General features: G+C 63.8%; 15 protein-coding genes and 2 pseudogenes. 10 read left to right on the forward strand and 7 right to left on the reverse strand.

What is annotated here, in order from left to right:
* Nucleotides 1–27: 27 nt before the first annotated feature.
* The 4 genes and pseudogenes from ABIG06_RS22080 to ABIG06_RS22095 all read left to right on the forward strand — a co-directional run bounded on the left by ABIG06_RS22080 (nucleotide 28) and on the right by ABIG06_RS22095 (nucleotide 4194).
* Nucleotides 28–1013 (forward strand): annotated as a pseudogene (locus tag ABIG06_RS22080) (NAD(P)H-dependent flavin oxidoreductase).
* 109 nt (nucleotides 1014–1122) lie between these two features.
* Nucleotides 1123–1542 (forward strand): hypothetical protein, encoded by a 420-nt coding sequence (locus ABIG06_RS22085; RefSeq protein WP_370138622.1) that lies wholly within the window; start codon nucleotides 1123–1125, stop codon nucleotides 1540–1542.
* Nucleotides 1543–1785: 243 nt separating this feature from the next.
* Nucleotides 1786–3227: pseudogene (locus ABIG06_RS22090) on the forward strand (alkaline phosphatase D family protein).
* Between the two features lie 148 nt (nucleotides 3228–3375).
* A complete protein-coding gene (locus ABIG06_RS22095) occupies nucleotides 3376–4194 on the forward strand; it encodes an aldo/keto reductase (protein ID WP_370138623.1) in 819 nt (272 codons plus the stop codon).
* A 163-nt stretch (nucleotides 4195–4357) separates the two neighbouring features.
* Here ABIG06_RS22095 and ABIG06_RS22100 read toward each other — a convergent pair whose 3' ends face one another.
* Both ABIG06_RS22100 and ABIG06_RS22105 read right to left on the reverse strand, forming a co-directional pair.
* A complete protein-coding gene (locus tag ABIG06_RS22100; RefSeq protein WP_370138624.1) occupies nucleotides 4358–4588 on the reverse strand; it encodes a hypothetical protein in 231 nt (76 codons plus the stop codon).
* Nucleotides 4589–4685: 97 nt separating this feature from the next.
* A complete protein-coding gene (locus ABIG06_RS22105; protein ID WP_370138625.1) occupies nucleotides 4686–5138 on the reverse strand; it encodes a hypothetical protein in 453 nt (150 codons plus the stop codon).
* A gap of 158 nt (nucleotides 5139–5296) precedes the next feature.
* Between ABIG06_RS22105 and ABIG06_RS22110 the strand changes: the two genes are divergently transcribed.
* Nucleotides 5297–5569, forward strand: a complete 273-nt coding sequence (locus ABIG06_RS22110) for a helix-turn-helix domain-containing protein (protein WP_124159822.1) — start codon at nucleotides 5297–5299, stop codon at nucleotides 5567–5569.
* Nucleotides 5570–5717: 148 nt separating this feature from the next.
* On the opposite strand, the gene ABIG06_RS22115 is transcribed toward ABIG06_RS22110, so the two are convergent.
* Nucleotides 5718–6950, reverse strand: coding sequence for a PLP-dependent aminotransferase family protein (locus tag ABIG06_RS22115; RefSeq protein WP_370138626.1), 1233 nt, complete (start codon nucleotides 6948–6950; stop codon nucleotides 5718–5720).
* A 52-nt stretch (nucleotides 6951–7002) separates the two neighbouring features.
* A complete protein-coding gene (locus ABIG06_RS22120; RefSeq protein WP_370138627.1) occupies nucleotides 7003–7530 on the reverse strand; it encodes a DUF3124 domain-containing protein in 528 nt (175 codons plus the stop codon).
* A 67-nt stretch (nucleotides 7531–7597) separates the two neighbouring features.
* Between ABIG06_RS22120 and ABIG06_RS22125 the strand changes: the two genes are divergently transcribed.
* The 4 genes from ABIG06_RS22125 to ABIG06_RS22140 all read left to right on the forward strand — a co-directional run bounded on the left by ABIG06_RS22125 (nucleotide 7598) and on the right by ABIG06_RS22140 (nucleotide 12980).
* A complete protein-coding gene (locus tag ABIG06_RS22125; protein WP_370138628.1) occupies nucleotides 7598–9325 on the forward strand; it encodes a cation:proton antiporter in 1728 nt (575 codons plus the stop codon).
* A gap of 190 nt (nucleotides 9326–9515) precedes the next feature.
* Nucleotides 9516–10592, forward strand: a complete 1077-nt coding sequence (gene ribB / locus ABIG06_RS22130; RefSeq protein WP_124159691.1) for a 3,4-dihydroxy-2-butanone-4-phosphate synthase — start codon at nucleotides 9516–9518, stop codon at nucleotides 10590–10592.
* A gap of 123 nt (nucleotides 10593–10715) precedes the next feature.
* The gene (locus ABIG06_RS22135; protein ID WP_260346303.1) at nucleotides 10716–11930 is read left to right on the forward strand and encodes an acyl-CoA dehydrogenase; all 1215 of its coding nucleotides are present in this window, start codon (nucleotides 10716–10718) and stop codon (nucleotides 11928–11930) included.
* 132 nt (nucleotides 11931–12062) lie between these two features.
* Nucleotides 12063–12980: an MBL fold metallo-hydrolase gene (locus tag ABIG06_RS22140; protein ID WP_370138629.1), complete on the forward strand. Its 918-nt coding sequence runs from the start codon at nucleotides 12063–12065 to the stop codon at nucleotides 12978–12980.
* Nucleotides 12981–13047: 67 nt separating this feature from the next.
* On the opposite strand, the gene ABIG06_RS22145 is transcribed toward ABIG06_RS22140, so the two are convergent.
* Nucleotides 13048–13902 (reverse strand): DUF1499 domain-containing protein, encoded by an 855-nt coding sequence (locus ABIG06_RS22145; protein WP_370138630.1) that lies wholly within the window; start codon nucleotides 13900–13902, stop codon nucleotides 13048–13050.
* 198 nt (nucleotides 13903–14100) lie between these two features.
* The gene (locus ABIG06_RS22150; RefSeq protein ID WP_370138631.1) at nucleotides 14101–15729 is read right to left on the reverse strand and encodes a fatty-acid--CoA ligase; all 1629 of its coding nucleotides are present in this window, start codon (nucleotides 15727–15729) and stop codon (nucleotides 14101–14103) included.
* A gap of 65 nt (nucleotides 15730–15794) precedes the next feature.
* Here ABIG06_RS22150 and ABIG06_RS22155 point away from each other — a divergent pair, with 65 nt between their 5' ends.
* The gene (locus ABIG06_RS22155; RefSeq protein ID WP_370138632.1) at nucleotides 15795–16877 is read left to right on the forward strand and encodes an extensin family protein; all 1083 of its coding nucleotides are present in this window, start codon (nucleotides 15795–15797) and stop codon (nucleotides 16875–16877) included.
* Nucleotides 16878–16913: 36 nt separating this feature from the next.
* Here the strand turns inward: ABIG06_RS22155 and ABIG06_RS22160 are convergent, their stop codons facing one another.
* Nucleotides 16914–17600, reverse strand: coding sequence for a L,D-transpeptidase (locus tag ABIG06_RS22160; RefSeq protein WP_370138633.1), 687 nt, complete (start codon nucleotides 17598–17600; stop codon nucleotides 16914–16916).
* Nucleotides 17601–17879: the final 279 nt, after the last annotated feature.

The raw sequence follows: 17879 nt of genomic DNA on the forward strand, positions 1-17879 counted from the left end.
ATCAAACAAATTCCGGGAGGTACTTGAGTGAAGACCGCGATCACCGAACTGTTCGGCATCGAGCACCCCATCATTCAGGGCGGCATGCATTTCGTCGGCTTTGCCGAACTGGCCGCCGCCGTCTCCAATGCCGGCGGGCTCGGCATCATCACCGGTCTCACGCAGAAGACTCCGGAATTGCTCGCCAAGGAGATTGCGCGCTGCCGCGACATGACCGACAAGCCGTTCGGCGTGAACCTCACCTTCCTGCCGACCTTCTCGGCGCCGCCCTATCCCGAATACATTGCGGCCATTGTCGAAGGTGGCGTCAAGGCGGTGGAGACCGCAGGCCGCAGCCCGGAAGCATACATGCCGGCGCTGAAAGCCGCCGGCATCAAGGTCATCCACAAATGCACCTCGGTGCGCCACTCCCTGAAAGCGGAACGCATCGGCTGCGATGCCGTCAGCGTCGACGGCTTTGAATGTGGCGGACATCCCGGCGAGGACGACATTCCCAACATGATCCTGCTGCCGCGGGCGGCGGAGGAGTTGAAGATCCCGTTCGTCGCCTCCGGCGTAGCCTTGTCGCGGCGCTGTCGCTCGGCGCGGCGGGCATGAACATGGGCACGCGCTTCATCGCCACCAGGGAAGCACCGGTGCATGAGAACGTGAAGAATGCACTCGTTGCTGCGACCGAGCTCGACACCCGCCTGATCATGCGGAGCCTGCGCAACACCGAGCGCGTGCTGAAGAACGCCAATGTCGACCGCCTGCTCGAGATCGAGCGCGAGAAGGGCGACAAGCTCACGATCGACGAAATCCACGACCAGGTCGCGGGCGTCTATCCCCGGATCATGCTGGACGGCCAGATGGACGCCGGTGCCTGGAGCTGCGGCATGGTCGCAGGCCTGATCCACGACATCCCATCCTGCAAGGAACTGATCGATCGCATCATGGCGGAGGCGGAGACCATCATCCGCAGCCGTCTGATGGGGTTCCTGGACGGGACGGGAGCGACACGAAAGGTCGCCTGACACCGTCAAACTTCTTAACCACGGCGGCACTTGGCCGCTGGAATTGCGCGTGACGCCTCCTAAATAGGGGTAAATTACCCCTTTAATGAATCAATTTCAGGAGGCGCCCGTGGTCCTGAAAAGCGTTCCCTTCGCAATTGCTCTTGCCCTCGTGATCGTGGGGGGCGGCATTGCGCGCGCCGACGACTACAAGCCTGACGAATATCTCGGCCTCGATCTCTCCAAGGCCATTCTGTCGCCGAAACGTCTCGGGCCGGAGACGCGGTTCGCACCGGTCGCACTCGAAGCGCGGGGCGGCAACGACGCGCGGGCTCGCGCTGAGCCCGTCGACGTGCCGAAGAAGGTTGCTGCCGAACGCGTCCGCGTGGCCGAGCCGAAGGCCGTGCATGCCAGGAGCGCACAATCGCGCGGCGCGGCCCGCGCCAAGCTTGCGCGCCGCCACAGCAATCCGCTCGATGCGCAGGCGATGGACACACGCATCCAGACCTGGCCATGCCGCTCCGGCGGCATCTGCAACTGGAAGCGCTAGTCTCGAGGGCCAAGTCGTCATCCCTGCGTCGTAAAACCGTAGGCGCGGAGTCAAGAAACCGTAAGCTGGAAGTCAAGGAGCGCAGGCACCTTCCGTCGCGATTCGGCGAAGGTCTCCTGAATGGCAACGCTCCGCGCCTCCCGCGCATGGACCCGGCGGCAGTTCCTGGTCCGCTCCGCCTCCAGCCTCGCCATCGCCTCGCTTGCGAAGCCCTCCATCAGTCGTGCCGCCGACCGCCCGCAGATCGCGGGCGGGATCCAGTCCGGCGACGTCTCGGAGGGTTCGGCCGTGATCTGGGCCCGCGCCGACCGGCCGGCGCGGATGCAGGTGGAGTGCTCGACCGTCGAGAGCTTCAAAACGATCATCGCATCGGCCTCCGGCGATGCACTGCCTGATGCCGATCTCACCTCAAAACTGCTGCTGACCGATCTGCCACCGGGCCAGGATATCTTTTACCGCGTGCGCTTCGACGACATTGCCACTGGTCTCGCCGGTGAAAGCCGCATCGGCCATTTCCGTACCGCGCCGGCAGCTGGCCAGTCGATCTCGTTCCTGTGGTCCGGTGATACCGCGGGGCAGGGCTGGGGCATCGACACCGCCCGCGGCGGCTATCGCAGCTATCGAACCATGCTCGACAACCGTCCGGATTTCTTCATCCATTCCGGCGATCATATCTACGCCGACTGCCCGATTCCATCCGAGTTGAAACTGCCGAACGGTGAGACCTGGCGCAACGTCGTGACCGAGGAAAGTCCGAAGTCGCGCACACGTTGGCGCAGTTCCGCGGCAACTACAAGTACAACCACCTCGATGAGCACTTCCGCGCCTTCCACGCGGAGGTGCCGATGTTTGCGCAATGGGACGATCACGAGGTCACCAATGACTGGTCGCCGATCGGAAGCTATGACGATGCCGGTTACGAGAACGATGGCACCCCGCGCCTGGTCGCGCGTGCCCGCCGCGCCTTCTTCGACTTCATGCCGATCCGCGACATCGGCGCGCGAAAAGGACGCGTCTATCGCAAGATCGCCTACGGTCCGCTGCTGGACGTCTTCATGGTCGACATGCGCAGCTACCGCGATGAGAGCTGGAACAAAGGCGATGATCACCGCGGCTGGATCCTGGGCGCCGAGCAGCTCGCCTGGCTGAAGCGCGAGCTCGCCGCCTCGCGCGCGACCTGGAAGGTGATCGCGGCTGATCTGCCGATCGGTCTGATCAGCCTGGATGCCGTCGCGCTCGGCGATGGTCTGCCCGACCGGCGCGAGCACGAGATCGCCGACATGCTCTCCTCCATCAAGCGCGCCGGCATCCGCAACGTGGTCTGGCTCACCGCCGACATGCACTACACCGCCGCGCATTACTATGATCCGAACAAGGCGCGATTCCAGGATTTCGAGCCGTTCTGGGAGTTCGTCTCCGGTCCGTTGCATGCCGGCAGCTGGGGGCCTGGCGAGCTCGACGACACCTTTGGCCCGGTCGCGATGTATCAGCAGGGCTGCAGTGCAGCGCAGGGCGAGAACCTCGCGCCATGTTTCGGACTGCAGTTCTTCGGAAGGGTCGACATCGATGGCCGCAGCGGTGTGATGACCGTGACCTTGAAGGATGTGGACAATCGGGACCTCTGGTCGGTCGACATCGTGCCGCAGTCACAGGGGCGTCCGGCCGTGGTGTCGCAGCATTCCTAGCCGCGAACCCGATCTTGATGATTGGCTGGCCAGCCGCTCGCGCGCTATATAGTCGCTACTCTCGCCGCCTCTTTTCCATCACCGAAGAGTCTGCTCACGCGGCATTGCTGCGCGCATCGGTGGCTGCGATATCTCAGGAGCCTGTTTCATGGACCATCTGAAAACACAGGGCATCAGCTTCCCCAAGCTCGGCCTCGGTACCTTCCGCATGCAGGGCGATGCCTGCCGCGCCGCAGTCGAGAGCGCGCTGTCGATCGGCTATCGCCACCTCGATACTGCCGAGATGTATGCCAATGAGGAGCCGATCGGCTCGGCCATCGCGTCGTCCCGCGTGCCGCGAGGCGAGCTGCACGTCACCACAAAAGTCTGGCACGAGAACCTCGCCCCTGACGCGATCCGGCGTGCCTTCGATGCCAGCCTGAAGAAGCTCAGGCTCGACCATGTCGATCTTTATCTCGTGCATTGGCCATCGAAGGCTGCGAACTGGGGCGCGGTGTTCGAGACTCTGATGAAGCTCAAGGAGGAGGGGCGCGCGCGAGCCATTGGCGTTGCCAATTTCACAACGGCACTGCTCAAGGTCGCGGTCGAGGACATCAAGGCGCCGATCGCCTGCAACCAGGTCGAATATCACGCCATGCTCGATCAATCGAAGGTGCTGGCCTATCTCCGGGCCAAGTCGATCCCGCTCGTCGCTTATTGTCCTTTGGCGCAGGGGCGCATCGCCTCCGATCCGGTGCTGGCCGAGATCGGCGCCAGGCACGGCGCGACCGCCGCGCAGGTCGCGTTGAAATGGCTGCTCGACCAGGACAGCGTCGCCGCGATCCCGAAGGCCTCGCGCCGCGAGAGCCAACAGGCCAATCTCGACGCGCTCAAGATCGCGCTCGATGATTCCGATCGCAAGATGATCGCCGCGCTGTCGAAGGACAGACGCTGCGTCAATCCCGGCTTCGCACCGGCGTGGGATTAGCTCGAGTGCCTAAAGCATGATCCTGAGAAGCGCGCAGCGGTTCTCCGAAAAAGATCATGCGTAAACAACGACTTAAAGCGCGATGACGTTTCATCCTAATCGCATCGCGTTTTAGGCAATGGAAATGGCCCCGTGAGGGGCCATTTCCACATCGCGTTGCGCATTAATCCCAGTGGTGGTGGCGGTGGCTGCGCTTGATCACGACCACGCGGTCTCCGCGATGGTGGCGGTGCCAGCCGCGGTCATGATGGTGCATACGATATTCAGCGCGGGCGCCGTACGGACCGTGATGATGATGACCGCGCTTGATCACCACCGTCTCTGCGCTCGCCAGCGTCGGCGCCGCGATCGCGAGCGCACCGAGAGCTGCAACCACATAACCAAGCTTCTTCATGATGTTCTCCTCCAAACGAATGCACATCTAAACCGCAGATTACCGCGAACGTTCCGGAGCAACGGGAAGAGAATTCTGAATGGATGTTCAGGTGCAGCTAATCGCAGCGTTGCTGCGCGGGCGTTGGTGCGCCAGTGGCGACGTACTTGCCGTCCCTGATCGTATACTCGCCGCGCTCGCTGCGATTGTAGATCGCGCGCAGGCTTCCGTCCTTCTGCAACAGAAGTCCGAATTCACGCGTCTGACGCAGCGAGGGGAAGAACACAATTAAGTCGAGCAGGCCCTCGGCATCGACTGTGGCCGACACCACCTCGTTCTCGTCTTTGGCTTCGCCGAAATCGCGCCGGTACATCACCCGGCCATCTTTCCTGATTTCGTAAGTCAGGAGCGCACCCTTGTCGCGGTCGGGCCGAGCGGCGCAGTCGACCGCCCATGAGCCGAGCAGGCCCCATTGCTCGACTGTCGCGGCCAGCGTCTCGGCGCCGGCCATGGAGGTAAACGCAACCCACAGCACCACAGCCGCGATCCAGCGGTTCAAACAACGCATCATGTCCTGAAAAACCCCGCCTCGAAGACTTCTAAACTGTAGCATCGCGCTCGCGGCCGTTCCACGGCGGCCGCAGATCGCTCGCGAATTTGATCCGCGTCAATGAGGCAGCGCATTTGGAGGGTAGGATGGGATTCCCGAAGGCGAACGTGGATAGAGCAATGCTGAATCAAGTCATGGATTTTGCGGGCGAAGTGCTGCCGGGGAGCTGTGCCGTACCGCCTTATTCCGAGGCCGCGTTTCTGACCGAGCTGGGCGATCGCCTGCGGTCCTCGCGCATGCGCTGCGACCTGTCGCGCCGGGAGCTCGCCCGTCGCTCCGGGATTTCCGAGCGCTATATCGCCCAGATCGAGGCCGGCAAAGGCAACGTCTCGATCGTCCTGTTGCTGCGGCTGGCCTCCGCGATTCACGGCAGTCAGCCACAGGTGGCCTGACAGAGCGTGATTTCTCGGCGTGGCATAAGCGCTCTCGCCGGGTCAATGCGTCTGGAAGACCGCGTCGCGTCCCACCGACCAGGCAACACCAGGACGAGAGCGAACGCGATTCCGCTAATCAGGCGAAGATGCGCGCCGCCCGCCTCATCTAGGCCCGCTTCTCCACATTGGCGCTGCGGGCCGGCACCCCGAATTCCTTGCGGCAGACCTCGGCCAGCAGGGCGACGCCTTCCCGGATCTGCTGATGCGTGGGGCTGGCGAAGCACAACCTGAGCCGCGAGCTGGAATGGCTCTTGTTGGTCGACCATTCCGGTCCCGGATTGATCGAGACGCCGGCGGCGAGCGCCGCCTGATACAGTTTCAGCGTATCGACTTGGTCGGGCAGCTTCACCCAGAGGAAGATGCCGCCCTTCGGCTCCTCGAATTCGGCGGCCGTGCCGAACTGCTCGTTGAGCGCCTCCATCAGCGTGTCGAGCTTGGTGCGCAGCGCCTTCGTCAAGGCCGGCACATGGGTCGAAAAATGCGGCTTGCAATAGGTCGCCAGCACCATCTGCTCCAGCGCGCCGGACCCAGCATCCGTCTTCAGCGCCAGCATTCGCGACATCACGTCCCAGGGCGCGACGACGAAGCCGACGCGCAGCGCCGGCGCAATCGACTTCGAGAACGAGCCGATATGGATCACGCCGCCGCTCTCGCTCATCGCGTAGATCGCCGGCGGGCGCTGGCCCGACCAGACGAGGTCCGCATAGCAATCGTCCTCGAAGATGGGCACACCATACTCCATCGCGAGCCGGACGAGTTCGGCGCGGCGGCTCTCGGGCATGACGGTGCCGGTCGGGTTCTGCACCGTCGGAATGGTGTAGATGTATTTCGGGCGGATGCCGCGGCTGTTCAGGTCGGCCAGCGTCGTTGCCAGCGCGTCCATGCGCATGCCGTCCTGGTCGAGGGGAATGCCGACGACGTTGACGCCGAGCCGCGCTAGGCGGTTCAACGACCCCTGATAGCTGTCCTGCTCGAATATGACGGTGTCGCCGCGCGCCAGCAGTGTGGCGTTGACGAGATCGAGCGCCTGCAGCGAGCCGGAGACGATCAGGAGGTCGTCGACCGTGCAGCTGATGCCGGCATCGCGCTTAAGTTTCGACACCAGGAATTCGCGCAGGGGCAGGTAGCCCTGCGGACCATGCGCCAGTCCGTAAGTGGCGAGGGAGCGGCCCTCGCGCCGCAGCACCGTGTCGGCCGCTTCGATCAGCTCGTCGAGCGGCACCTGTTCGGAATCGTTGTTGCCGCCGACGAAGCTGTACTTGGCAAGACCCGCCCAGCGCGCAGAGGGGGCCGGCAGCCCTGCCGGAAACAGGGGCGCGAAATCGAAGCTGGACGTCATGGGAGCGTTCCTCGTTTTGTTCTTGTTGAGCGTCGGCTTTGCACCGGCCGCCTTACCTCGTGCCGGCCGTCCTGGTCGGACGGCCCTGGCTGATGAAAGCGTAATGCGCATTGGCGATGCCGCCAACCATCAGGGCCTCGATCACCGGCTCGGCGATCTCGCCCGTGGCGGCCCAGTCGACGAGGAAGTTGGCCCCGGTCCCGCCGCGCACGTCATCGGTCGGAATGAAGATCGAGACGGTGGCGAGCGGTTTCAACGCCACCGGCGCCTTCAGATAGCTCTCAACCTGCTTGCCTGCGGTGTCGAAATAGGCGATGCGTTTGACGACCAGCGGCTGGGTCTCGGAGGCGTTGTGCACGCTCAACGTCACCGAGAAGTCGACACGCAGCTTGCCCTGGCTCATCGCGACGCTGGAATAGGCGGGCACGTAGAACCCCCCGGAAACGGCGAGATCCTCCTTCGGCAGCGCGGTGAGCGAATCGGCAAAGCTTCGTTCGATATTGACCTTGGATTGCGCGGCGGCGGGCACGGCAAAGGCGAGGGGACCTAGCAGCATGGCTGCGACGAGCCCTCTGCGCATGTGACGAATTGCTCGCTTGCCGCACCGCAACCCGCTTCTAGGGTGCGGCAAAACGGACCAATTTGGCATGCACGAGCTCATTCGCGACATCACTCTTTCTATCCTGTTTGCCTGGATGCTGGGCCTGCTCGCCCATTTCTCCCGGCAACCGCTGATCCTGGCCTACCTTATCGCCGGCTTCTGCATAGGTCCATTCGGCGCCGGCTGGGTCCATTCGCAGGAATCGATCAGCGTCATCTCAGAGCTTGGCCTGATCTTCATGCTGTTCATGATCGGGCTCGAGATCGACCTGAAGAAGATCGTGCGGGCAGGGCGGGTGATCCTGTTCGCGGCGGGCAGCCAGCTGCTCGGCGGCTGTCTGCTCGGAGCTCTGTTCTTCGTCGGCATCGGCCTGTCGCTCGGCGGCGGGCATTTCGATGTGGTCTATCTCTGTGTCGCTTGCGCGCTGTCGAGCACCGTCATCATCGTCAAGGTGCTCTACGAGAAACGCGAGCTCGATACGCTGCCGGGCCGCATCACCCTCGGCATCCTGGTGCTCCAGGACATCTTCGCGATCCTGTTCCTGGCGGTGCAGCCGAGCTTGGCCAATCTGCAGGTCAGCGTCATCCTGCTCTCGATCGGCCGCGTCGCGGTGCTGGTCGCCGCCGCGCTTCTGGTCAGCCGCTACGTACTGCCGCGCCTGTTCCACCAGATCGCCCGGCGGCCGGAGCTGATCCTGCTCGGAGCGCTCGCCTGGTGCTTTCTCGTCGCCGAGACTGCCGAGCGGCTCTCGCTGTCGCGCGAAATGGGCGCGCTGATTGCCGGCGTCTCGCTCTCGACCTTCCCTTACGCGCTCGACGTGACCGCCAAGGTCACCACGCTGCGCGACTTCTTCATCACGCTGTTCTTCGTTGCGCTGGGCATGACCATCCCCGTGCCCGGCCTCTCGGTGATCGGCCTTGCCCTGATGATCGCGGGGTTCACGGTGGTGAGCCGCCTCGTCACCACGTTCACGCCGCTCTATCTGATGAAGCAGGGCCTGCGCGCCAGCCTGTTGCCGGCGCTGAATCTCGCGCAGATCTCCGAGTTCTCCCTTGTGGTGATCCAGACCGGTGTCGCCGACCACCATATCGCAGCGGAGACGGCAAATGCCACCTCCTTCGCCTTCGTGGTGCTGGCGGTGCTCTCGACCTTCGTGATGACCCGCAGCGACGAGATCACCCGCTGGGCGATCGGCCCCTTGAAGCGGATCGGCCTGCGCGACCTCGACCATGGCAACGGCCATGCCGAGGAGCACGGGGGCGGCCATGGCGAAGCCCGCCGTATCGTCATACTCGGCTTTTTCCGCGCGGCGAGCGCACTTCTGGCGGAGATCGAACGGCAGACGCCGGTGTTGCTCGAGCAGATCACCGTGGTCGATTTCAACCCAAATGTGTACCAGACCCTGCTTTCGCGCGGCTTGCATGTGATCTATGGCGACATCAGCAATGTCGATACGCTGCTCCACGCCGGCATCAGCAAATCCGAGATGATCATCCTCAGCGTGCCGGATTCGCTGCTGAAGGGCGCCACCAACGAGAAGCTGGTCCGCCACGTCCGCGCGCTTAATCCGACCGCGCTGATCGTCGCCACGGCCGACCTCCTGGCCGATGTCGGCGCGCTCTACGAGGCCGGGGCCAGCTACGTCACCGTGACCCGGCTCAGCGATGCCCATGAGCTGTTTACCGTGATCGAAGCCGCCCAGGCCGGCCTGCTCGCCGACAAGCGTGCCGAGCTCGATCTGCGGCTCGGTGAGCGGCGCGAGGTGCTGCCCTGACGGCGTCCGGCCGCCTTCCTTGCGGGCCGTGTGCGCCTATATCCCTGGTATCTTCGGTGCAAGCCTGAAAACCGCTTGGGACAGGCCTGCCCCGGGCATATGCGGTTGCGTCCAGGACACTAGCGTCCCGGGCCAAGTCCAGCTAAGGCGTCCGGTTAAGCCTCCGGCCCATAACCGATAGAGATTGGGAATGCCCGATACCGTCCAGGAAGTCTTGCAGGCCTTTGCCCGGGGTGAGCTCGTCGTCGTCACCGACGACGAGGATCGTGAGGGCGAGGGCGACCTGATCGTCGCAGCCTCGCTCTGCACCGCCGAGAAGATGGCCTTCATCATCCGCCATACCTCCGGCATCGTCTGCGCGCCCGTGACGACCGAGGACGCGCGCCGTCTGCGGCTCGACCCGATGGTCGCGCACAACGATTCCGCGCACACCACCGCGTTCACGGTCTCGATCGACTACAAGCCCGATGGCGGCACCGGTATCTCCGCCGAGGAGCGCGCCTCGTGCTGCCGCGCGCTCGCCAATCCCAATGTCGGTGCCAACGACTTCGCCCGGCCCGGCCACATCTTCCCGCTGATCGCCAAGGACGGCGGCGTGCTTTTGCGCTCCGGCCATACCGAGGCCGCGGTCGACCTCTGCAAGCTTTCGGGCCTGCCCCCGGTCGGCGTCATCAGCGAGTTGATGAACGACGACGGCAGTGTGATGAAGGGCGAGCAGGTGGCGCGCTTCGCCGCCCAGCACAAGCTCAAGCACGTGACCATCGCGGATATGATCGCCTACCGCCAGGCGCGCGAAAAACTGATCGAGCGGGTCTCGACCTTCGTCACCGAGAGCCCGATTGGTCCCTTGCAGGGCTATGCCTACCGCTCGCCGTTCGATTCCATCGCTCACGTCGCCTTCGTCTATAACGGCGTCGGCGACGGCAAGAACGTGCTGACGCGCTTCCACAAGCCGAACATCGTCAAGGATACCTTCACCGGTCACAAGCGCATGGCCGTCGTGCTCGAGCATTTCAAGAAATCGGGCCGTGGCGTGCTGGTTTACTTGCGCGATGGCGCGGCCGGTGTCCCCGTGGCGCCGCTGCCGGACGAGTCATTGACGGAAGCCGACCGCAACCGGCAGTGGCGCGAGGTTGGCGTCGGCGCGCAGATCCTGCGCGATCTCGGCGTCACGTCGATCCGGCATCTCACCTCCTCGGTGCACGACTACAAGGGGTTGTCGGGCTTCGGCATCGAGATCGTCGCCAACGAGCAGCTCGAAAGCTGACCACAACGTTTCCAGGCTCACGCCGTGGCGCAAGCCGGAAACCAGGATGCAATTGAACTTGTTGCCGCGGCGCTTTAGTTTGTCGGGCAATTATCGACGGAACCAGACGCGAAAGGACGTTTCATGAGCGTGCGCCCTCAGGCCAAGGACAAGCCGGCTGCGGCTTCTTTCCAGTGGGACGATCCGTTCCTGCTCGACGAGCAGCTGACCGAAGACGAGCGCATGGTGCGCGACACCGCCCGCGCCTACGCCCAGGACAAGCTGCTGCCGCGGGTCTCCAAGGCCTATCTCGAAGAGAAGACCGACCGCGAGATCTTCAACGAGATGGGCGAGCTCGGCCTGATCGGCATCACGCTGCCGGAGGAATATGGCTGCGCCAATGCGAGCTACGTCGCCTATGGCCTCGTCGCGCGCGAGATCGAGCGGGTCGATTCCGGTTATCGCTCGATGAACTCGGTGCAGTCCTCGCTGGTGATGTACCCGATCTACGCCTATGGCGACGAGAACCAGCGCAAGAAGTACCTGCCGAAGCTCGCCAGCGGCGAGTGGGTCGGCTGCTTCGGCCTGACGGAGCCTGACGCCGGCTCCGATCCGGCCGGCATGAAAACCCGTGCGGAGAAGGTTTCGGACGGCTATCGCCTCACCGGCAGCAAGATGTGGATCTCGAACGCGCCGATTGCCGACGTGTTCGTGGTCTGGGCCAAGTCGGCCGCGCACGACAACCAGATCCGCGGCTTCGTGCTGGAGAAGGGCATGAAGGGCCTCTCCGCTCCGAAGATCGGCGGCAAGCTGTCCTTGCGCGCCTCGATCACCGGCGAGGTCGTGATGGACGGCGTCGTGGTTCCGGAAGACGCCCTGCTGCCCAATGTCTCCGGCCTGAAGGGCCCGTTCGGCTGCCTCAACCGCGCCCGTTACGGCATCTCCTGGGGTGCGCTTGGTGCCGCCGAGGACTGCATGCATCGCGCCCGCCAGTACACGCTCGATCGCAAGCAGTTCGGCAAGCCGCTCGCCGCGACCCAGCTCGTGCAGAAGAAGCTCGCCGACATGGAGACCGAGATCGCGCTCGGCCTTCAGGGCTCGCTTCGCGTCGGCCGCCTGATGGATGAGGGCAAGTTCGCGCCCGAGATGATCTCGATCATTAAGCGCAACAATTGCGGCAAGGCCCTCGACATCGCCCGCACCGCCCGCGACATGCACGGCGGCAACGGCATCTCGATCGAATATCACGTGATGCGCCACGTCCATAATCTCGAGACGGTCAACACCTACGAGGGCACCCACGACGTCCACGCCCTGATCCTGGGCCGCGCGATCACGGGCATTCAGGCGTTTTTCTGATTTGGTTCTCCGTCATTCCGGGGCGATGCAAACCATCGAACCCGGAATCTCGAGATACTCGGGTGCGCAAGCGCGCATCTGAGTTCGCCCTTCGGGCGCCCCGGAATGACGTCAAAGAACAAAGAAGAAGCCATGTCCGACAACGACGACGTCCCGTTCAACCGCAACTTTCCGCTGAAGCCCGGCCTCGTCGAGGAGGTCCGCCCCGGCGTGCGGCGCGTTCTCTGCAACAATCCGAGCCCGTTCACCTTTACCGGCACGGTCAGCTACATCGTCGGCAGGGGCAATGTTGCGATCATCGATCCCGGTCCGGACGATGAGGCGCATGCGGCTGCACTGCTCGATGCCGTGCGCGGCGAGACGGTGAGCCATATCTTCGTCACCCACACCCATCGCGACCATTCGCCGAACACCGCGCGCATCAAGCAGGCGACAGGTGCGCCGGTCTATGCCGAAGGCCCGCATCGCGCCTCGCGCCCGCGTTTCGAGAGCGAGAAGCACAATCCGGAATCCGGCGCCGACCGCGATTTTGCGCCAGACGTCAACCTCGCACACGGCGACGTCGTTGAAGGCGACGGCTGGCGGCTCGAGGCCGTGGCGACGCCCGGCCACACGGCCAATCATCTGGCATTCGCCTGGCCCGAGCGAAAGTTCAACTTCGTCGGCGATCACGTGATGGGCTGGTCGACCTCTATCGTGGCGCCGCCCGACGGTTCGATGATCGACTACATGGACTCGCTGGACCGGCTCGCGGCCCGCGAGGAGGATCTCTATTTCTCGGGCCACGGCCCCGAGATCTCCGAGGGCCAGCGCTTCGTGCGCTTCCTGATCCGTCACCGCAAGGCGCGTGAGGCCTCGATCCTGCACCGCCTCGCCAAGGGCGAGACCGACATCCCGACCATGGTCCGCGCGATCTATATCGGTATCGATCCGAGGTTGACGACGGCCGCCGGCTACTCCGTGCTGGCGCACCTCGAAGACCTGGTTGCGCGAGGGGTGGTCGCGACCGATGGCGATCCCGTGATCGGCGGGACGTATCGGCTGGCCTAGGGGCGAATGGCGAATAGGGTGTGGCGAATTGCGTTTCTCCATTCGCTATTCGCCACTCGCCAATTCGCTATTTTTTCACCGTCTTTGCCGGCGCCTTGGGCGGCGCGACCGGCGTCTTCTTCACGGGCTTGAGCGCGTCGGCATCGGCGGCGGTGTTGAGATCGTCGATGAATTTCTTGATGCGCGCGGCGTTGCTGCCGAGATCGCTGTCGAAATTGCGCGAGGCAGAGCGCATATCGACCCGTGAATCATCGCCATCCGGCACGACTCTTATCGAAACGTCCTCGCGAAAACCCATGATCGGCGTGCGCGCCACCGCCTCGATGCGGCCGATGCGGCGCGGCGGCTGCGGCGCGCGCTCGTCGATCACGAGCCATTTGCGTTTGTGCACGAGCTGGAGCGCGATTGCATAGGCGCGGTCGGCGGAAATCTCGAGTTCGACGGGCTCGATGTCGGGATAGAAGTGGCGCTGCTGCTCCGCCGAGTAGAGGCCGGCATAGACCGCAGTGTTGGTGCCCTCGCCGGTGCGCAGGCGCGCCAGCGCGTCGAAACGCGGCGGATCGATCGGGTCGGTGGTGATGTCATAGATCGACGGCAGCTTGCGATATTGAAAGGCCAGATAGGCGGGGTAGGCGAGGATCGCCCCGTCGATCAGGAAGGCGAGCAGGATGCGCGCCAAGCCCCGCGAGCCGTTCTGCCAGATCGCGGCAAAGCCCGCGAGCCCGAACAAGATCGACAGGCCGGTGATCGCGAGCCCGCCGAAGAAAGTCGCAAGCGCCGGCTTCGGCTCCAGGAAATCGAAGCGCACGACGATGACCGACACCACCACCGCCACTACCGCGAACACGGCCAGATTGCGCGCCCAACTCGCGAGGCTGGACACGGGCTCCGACTGATAGGGAGCGGAAAACCTGCGGGCCATCGGGTGAAGCTCTGCCGGGGTTGGCGATGCCGGCCGATCTGGCGCGACGATGGTTTGTTGAGACCACGGCGCGGCGGCAAATTCAAGGGAGACGGACGGTGAGTGCCCGTCATTCCGGGGCGCCCGAAGGGCGAGCCAGGAATCTCGAGATTCCGGGTTCGATGCCGTTGGCATCGCCCCGGAATGACGTGTGGGGTGTTACGCCGCCGCGTTCGGGAAGCGATAATCCTTGAACTGGTCGCGCAACGCCGTCTTCAGGATCTTGCCGGTGGCCGTATGCGGAATACCTTCGACGAAGGCAACGTCGTCGGGCATCCACCATTTGGCGATCTTGCCCTCCATGTATTTGAGGATGTCCTCGCGGGTGGCCTGCTGGCCCTGCTTGAGCTGCACGATCAAAAGCGGCCGCTCGTCCCATTTGGGATGGAATACGCCGATCACTGCGGCTTCCGCCACGGCCGGATGGCCGACTGCGAGGTTTTCGAGGTCGATCGAGGAGATCCACTCGCCGCCGGACTTGATCACGTCCTTGGAGCGGTCGGTGATCCGCATGTAGCCGTCCTCGTCGATCGTCGAGACGTCCCCGGTGTCGAAGAAGCCTTCCTCGTCGAGGATGTTGGTGTCGACGCGGTAATAGGCCTTGGCCACGGCAGGCCCGGCGACCTTGAGGCGGCCGAAGGTCTTGCCGTCCCAGGGCAGCTCCTTGCCGGCATCGTCGGTGATCTTCATCTGCACGGCGAAGGGCGCATAACCCTGCATCTGGAGCACGTCGAGCTTGGCATCGCCCGTCGCATTGTGGAACGGAGGCTTCAGCGCCGCGACGCTGCCGATCGGGCTCATCTCGGTCATGCCCCAGGCGTGACGGACGTTGGAGCCCATGTCGAGGAAGGCCTTGATCATCGAGCGCGGCATCGCCGAGCCGCCACAGATCACCATCTTCAGATCCGGCAGCTTGAGATTGTTGGCGGCCATGTGCTGAAGCAGCATCAGCCACACCGTCGGCACGCCAGCGGTGTGCGTCACCTTCTCGGTCGAGAGCAGCTCATAGACCGAGGCGCCGTCGAGCTTGGCGCCCGGCATGACCAGCTTGGTGCCCTGCGAGGGCGCGGAAAAGGCGATGCCCCAGCTGTTGGCATGGAACAGCGGGACCACCGGCAGCATTGTCTCGGACGCGCTGGTGCCGAGCGCGTCGACATTGTTGGCCATCAGCGCGTGCAACACGTTGGAGCGATGCGAGTACAGCACTCCCTTGGGATCGCCGGTCGTGCCGGAGGTGTAACACATCGCGGCTGCCGTGTTCTCGTCAAACTCCTTCCATTTGAATTTGCCGTCGGCCTCGGCGATCCAGTCCTCGTAGGCGACCACGTTCTTCAGCGTGGTCTCCGGCATATGCGCCTTGTCGGTGAGCACGACGTAGCGCTCCACGCTCGGCAGCTTGTCGGCGATCTTCTCCAGGATCGGAACGAAGGTGATGTCAGTCATCACGATGCGATCCTGCGCATGATTGATGATCCAGGCGATTTGCTCCGGGAAAAGGCGCGGATTGACCGTGTGGCAGATGGCACCAATTCCCATGATGCCGTACCAGACCTCGAGATGGCGCCAGGTGTTCCAGGCGATCGTTGCGACCCGGTCGCCGAGCTTGATGCCGTCCCGTTCCAGCATCTGCGAGACCTTGAGGGCGCGCTTGTGGATCTCGGCGTAGTTGGTGCGGTGGATCGGTCCCTCCACCGAGCGCGTGACCACCTCCTGCTTGCCATGAATCCTGGCGGCGTGTTCGATGATCCGGTGGCAGAGCAGGGGCCAATCTTGCATCAAACCGAGCATTCCGACGTTCCTCCGAAAAGTCGCTGGGCGCGTTGTCGCTCTCAGCATTGGGCCAAAGACTTGTCATGACTTTTAGCGTGCTGGACTTTCGCCGCAAATGGTCTTGTCACGGCTATATGTCCGCTCGGGCGGCAATTGTTACCGCTGCAATCGGTTTATCGCTCGGGCTCGCCGGGACGGCGGAGGCGCGCAGGCATGCATCCCCGCTGGACATCTTCGGGATCGCCGCACCCCGGCCGCGCCCCGCGGTTCATTCCGCCAAGATCCCGTTGCCGAGACCGCGCCCCGAGGAGGCGCCCAAGGCATCGGACGAGGCCCCGCCGGGCGCTGACGACAAGCCCCTCGCGGACAAGCCGAGCGCCGACAAGCCCGCCGAGACTGCGCCGCCACCCCAGAAACAGGCCTCAGCCTGCCGCCTCGCACTGACGGAGGACATTGCGATCGCGCCCTCGATCCCGGACATCCGCGGCCCCGGCGCCTGCGGCGGAGAGGATCTGGTGCGGCTGGAAGCGGTCGTGCTGCCGGACAAGCGCAAGGTGACGGTCAAGCCGGCGGCCATCCTTCGCTGCACCATGGCCTCGGCGATCGCCGATTGGCTGCGCAAGGACATGGTGCCGGTGGCCACCAGCCTCGGCTCGCCCATCAGCGACCTCGATAATTTCGATTCCTTCGAGTGCCGCGGCCGCAACCGCGTCGCTGGCGCGATGCTGTCCGAGCACGGCAAGGCCAATGCCATCGACATCCGCGCCATCAAGCTCGCCAATGGGCAGTCGATCGGCCTCACCGACCGCACCCTGTCGCGCGACGTTCGGGAGCGTGTGCTGCACTCGGTCTGCGCGCGCTTTTCCACCGTGCTCGGTCCTGGCTCGGACTGGTACCATGAGGATCACGTTCATCTCGACCTGGCGCAGCGGCGCAACGACTACCGCATCTGCCAGTGGAACGTCTGGGATCCGCTGCCGCAGATCGCCCCGCTATTGCCGGCGGAGCGCCCCGAGGAGGCGCCGCCACGCGAGGTCGCTGCCAAGCCAGAGGCGAAGGAAGGTGCTGACAACGAGCCGGCGGAGAAATCGTCTTCACCTGAAGAGACATCGCTTCCTGCCAAGAAGCCTCAATCGTCCAAGCAGGTAACAAAAAAGCGCCGGTAAAACCGGCGCCTCTTGTTGTCCAGAGGTCGGAGGCGATCAGTAGCTGGCCGCCTGGCCGGTTTGGCTGTTGCCGAGCGCCAGTCGCGAATTGTACGGCGAGTCGCCGTGCTTGGGCTCGAGCACCACGACCAGGGTGCCAACCTTGACGCGATCATAGAGATCGATCGCGTCTTCGTTCGTCAGGCGGATGCAGCCCGACGAGATCGAGGCGCCGATATATTCCGGCTGGTTGGTGCCGTGGATGCGGAACAGCGTGTCCTTGCCGCCCGAATAGAGGTACAGCGCGCGGGAGCCCATCGGATTATCCGGGCCGGGGGCGACATAGGTCGGCACGCCCAGACGCGAAATTTCGCCGGGGGTGGGGTGCCAGGCCGGCCACTCGGTCTTGCTGCCCACCTTGGCGATGCCCGACCAGGCCATGGCCTCTTCGCCAACGGTGATGCCGTAGCGGATCGCCTTGCCGCCATCGAGCACGTAATAGAGGTAATGGTTGTCGGAATCGACCACGATCGAGCCCGGCGATTCCTTGCGGTGGTATTCGACGATGGCGCGGCGGAACGGCTCTGCGACCGGGGTGTTCTCGTATTTGACCTTGGCGAGGAGTTCCTTGTCCTTCGGCTTGAAGGCCTTGGTGTCGGTCGCCTCATAGTGAGTGGCCTGCATGCAGCCCGACAGCATCAGGCCGGCGGCCAAAATCCCCAACATAACTTTCAGCGACGACATGGTTTGGTTCCAATCAAAACAATACCGTGCGGAAGGCTTGAGCTTGACGCCCAAGTTCCTCGACTCCGTTAATCCCATTATCGTTGAAATCTGCCACAATTCCAGCTCTGAAGGGCTTTTCCCGCGCTACGAGAGCCCAGCTGTGGCTTTTCTGCCGCAAATTTTGCGGTGTTGTGCGGGTTTTTCGGCTGGATATGCCGAACTGTCGATTCCGTGTCACAGTTGAGCCTCGGATCGCCACAAGTCCAAACGCTCCGTTAATGTTGTTGTCATCGTGAA

Source organism: Bradyrhizobium sp. USDA 326 (genome assembly GCF_049739485.1).
In the GTDB taxonomy this organism is placed as follows: domain Bacteria; phylum Pseudomonadota; class Alphaproteobacteria; order Rhizobiales; family Xanthobacteraceae; genus Bradyrhizobium.

Bases quoted from the DNA above. Each gene is read 5' to 3' on its own strand.
- ABIG06_RS22095 (WP_370138623.1), top strand. From the start codon at position 3,376: ATGGACCATCTGAAAACACAGGGCATCAGCTTCCCCAAGCTCGGCCTC.
- ABIG06_RS22100 (WP_370138624.1), bottom strand. From the start codon at position 4,588: ATGAAGAAGCTTGGTTATGTGGTTGCAGCTCTCGGTGCGCTCGCGATC.
- ABIG06_RS22105 (WP_370138625.1), bottom strand. From the start codon at position 5,138: ATGATGCGTTGTTTGAACCGCTGGATCGCGGCTGTGGTGCTGTGGGTT.
- ABIG06_RS22110 (WP_124159822.1), top strand. From the start codon at position 5,297: ATGCTGAATCAAGTCATGGATTTTGCGGGCGAAGTGCTGCCGGGGAGC.
- ABIG06_RS22115 (WP_370138626.1), bottom strand. From the start codon at position 6,950: ATGACGTCCAGCTTCGATTTCGCGCCCCTGTTTCCGGCAGGGCTGCCG.
- ABIG06_RS22120 (WP_370138627.1), bottom strand. From the start codon at position 7,530: ATGCGCAGAGGGCTCGTCGCAGCCATGCTGCTAGGTCCCCTCGCCTTT.
- ABIG06_RS22125 (WP_370138628.1), top strand. From the start codon at position 7,598: ATGCACGAGCTCATTCGCGACATCACTCTTTCTATCCTGTTTGCCTGG.
- ribB (WP_124159691.1), top strand. From the start codon at position 9,516: ATGCCCGATACCGTCCAGGAAGTCTTGCAGGCCTTTGCCCGGGGTGAG.
- ABIG06_RS22135 (WP_260346303.1), top strand. From the start codon at position 10,716: ATGAGCGTGCGCCCTCAGGCCAAGGACAAGCCGGCTGCGGCTTCTTTC.
- ABIG06_RS22140 (WP_370138629.1), top strand. From the start codon at position 12,063: ATGTCCGACAACGACGACGTCCCGTTCAACCGCAACTTTCCGCTGAAG.
- ABIG06_RS22145 (WP_370138630.1), bottom strand. From the start codon at position 13,902: ATGGCCCGCAGGTTTTCCGCTCCCTATCAGTCGGAGCCCGTGTCCAGC.
- ABIG06_RS22150 (WP_370138631.1), bottom strand. From the start codon at position 15,729: ATGCTCGGTTTGATGCAAGATTGGCCCCTGCTCTGCCACCGGATCATC.
- ABIG06_RS22155 (WP_370138632.1), top strand. From the start codon at position 15,795: ATGACTTTTAGCGTGCTGGACTTTCGCCGCAAATGGTCTTGTCACGGC.
- ABIG06_RS22160 (WP_370138633.1), bottom strand. From the start codon at position 17,600: ATGTCGTCGCTGAAAGTTATGTTGGGGATTTTGGCCGCCGGCCTGATG.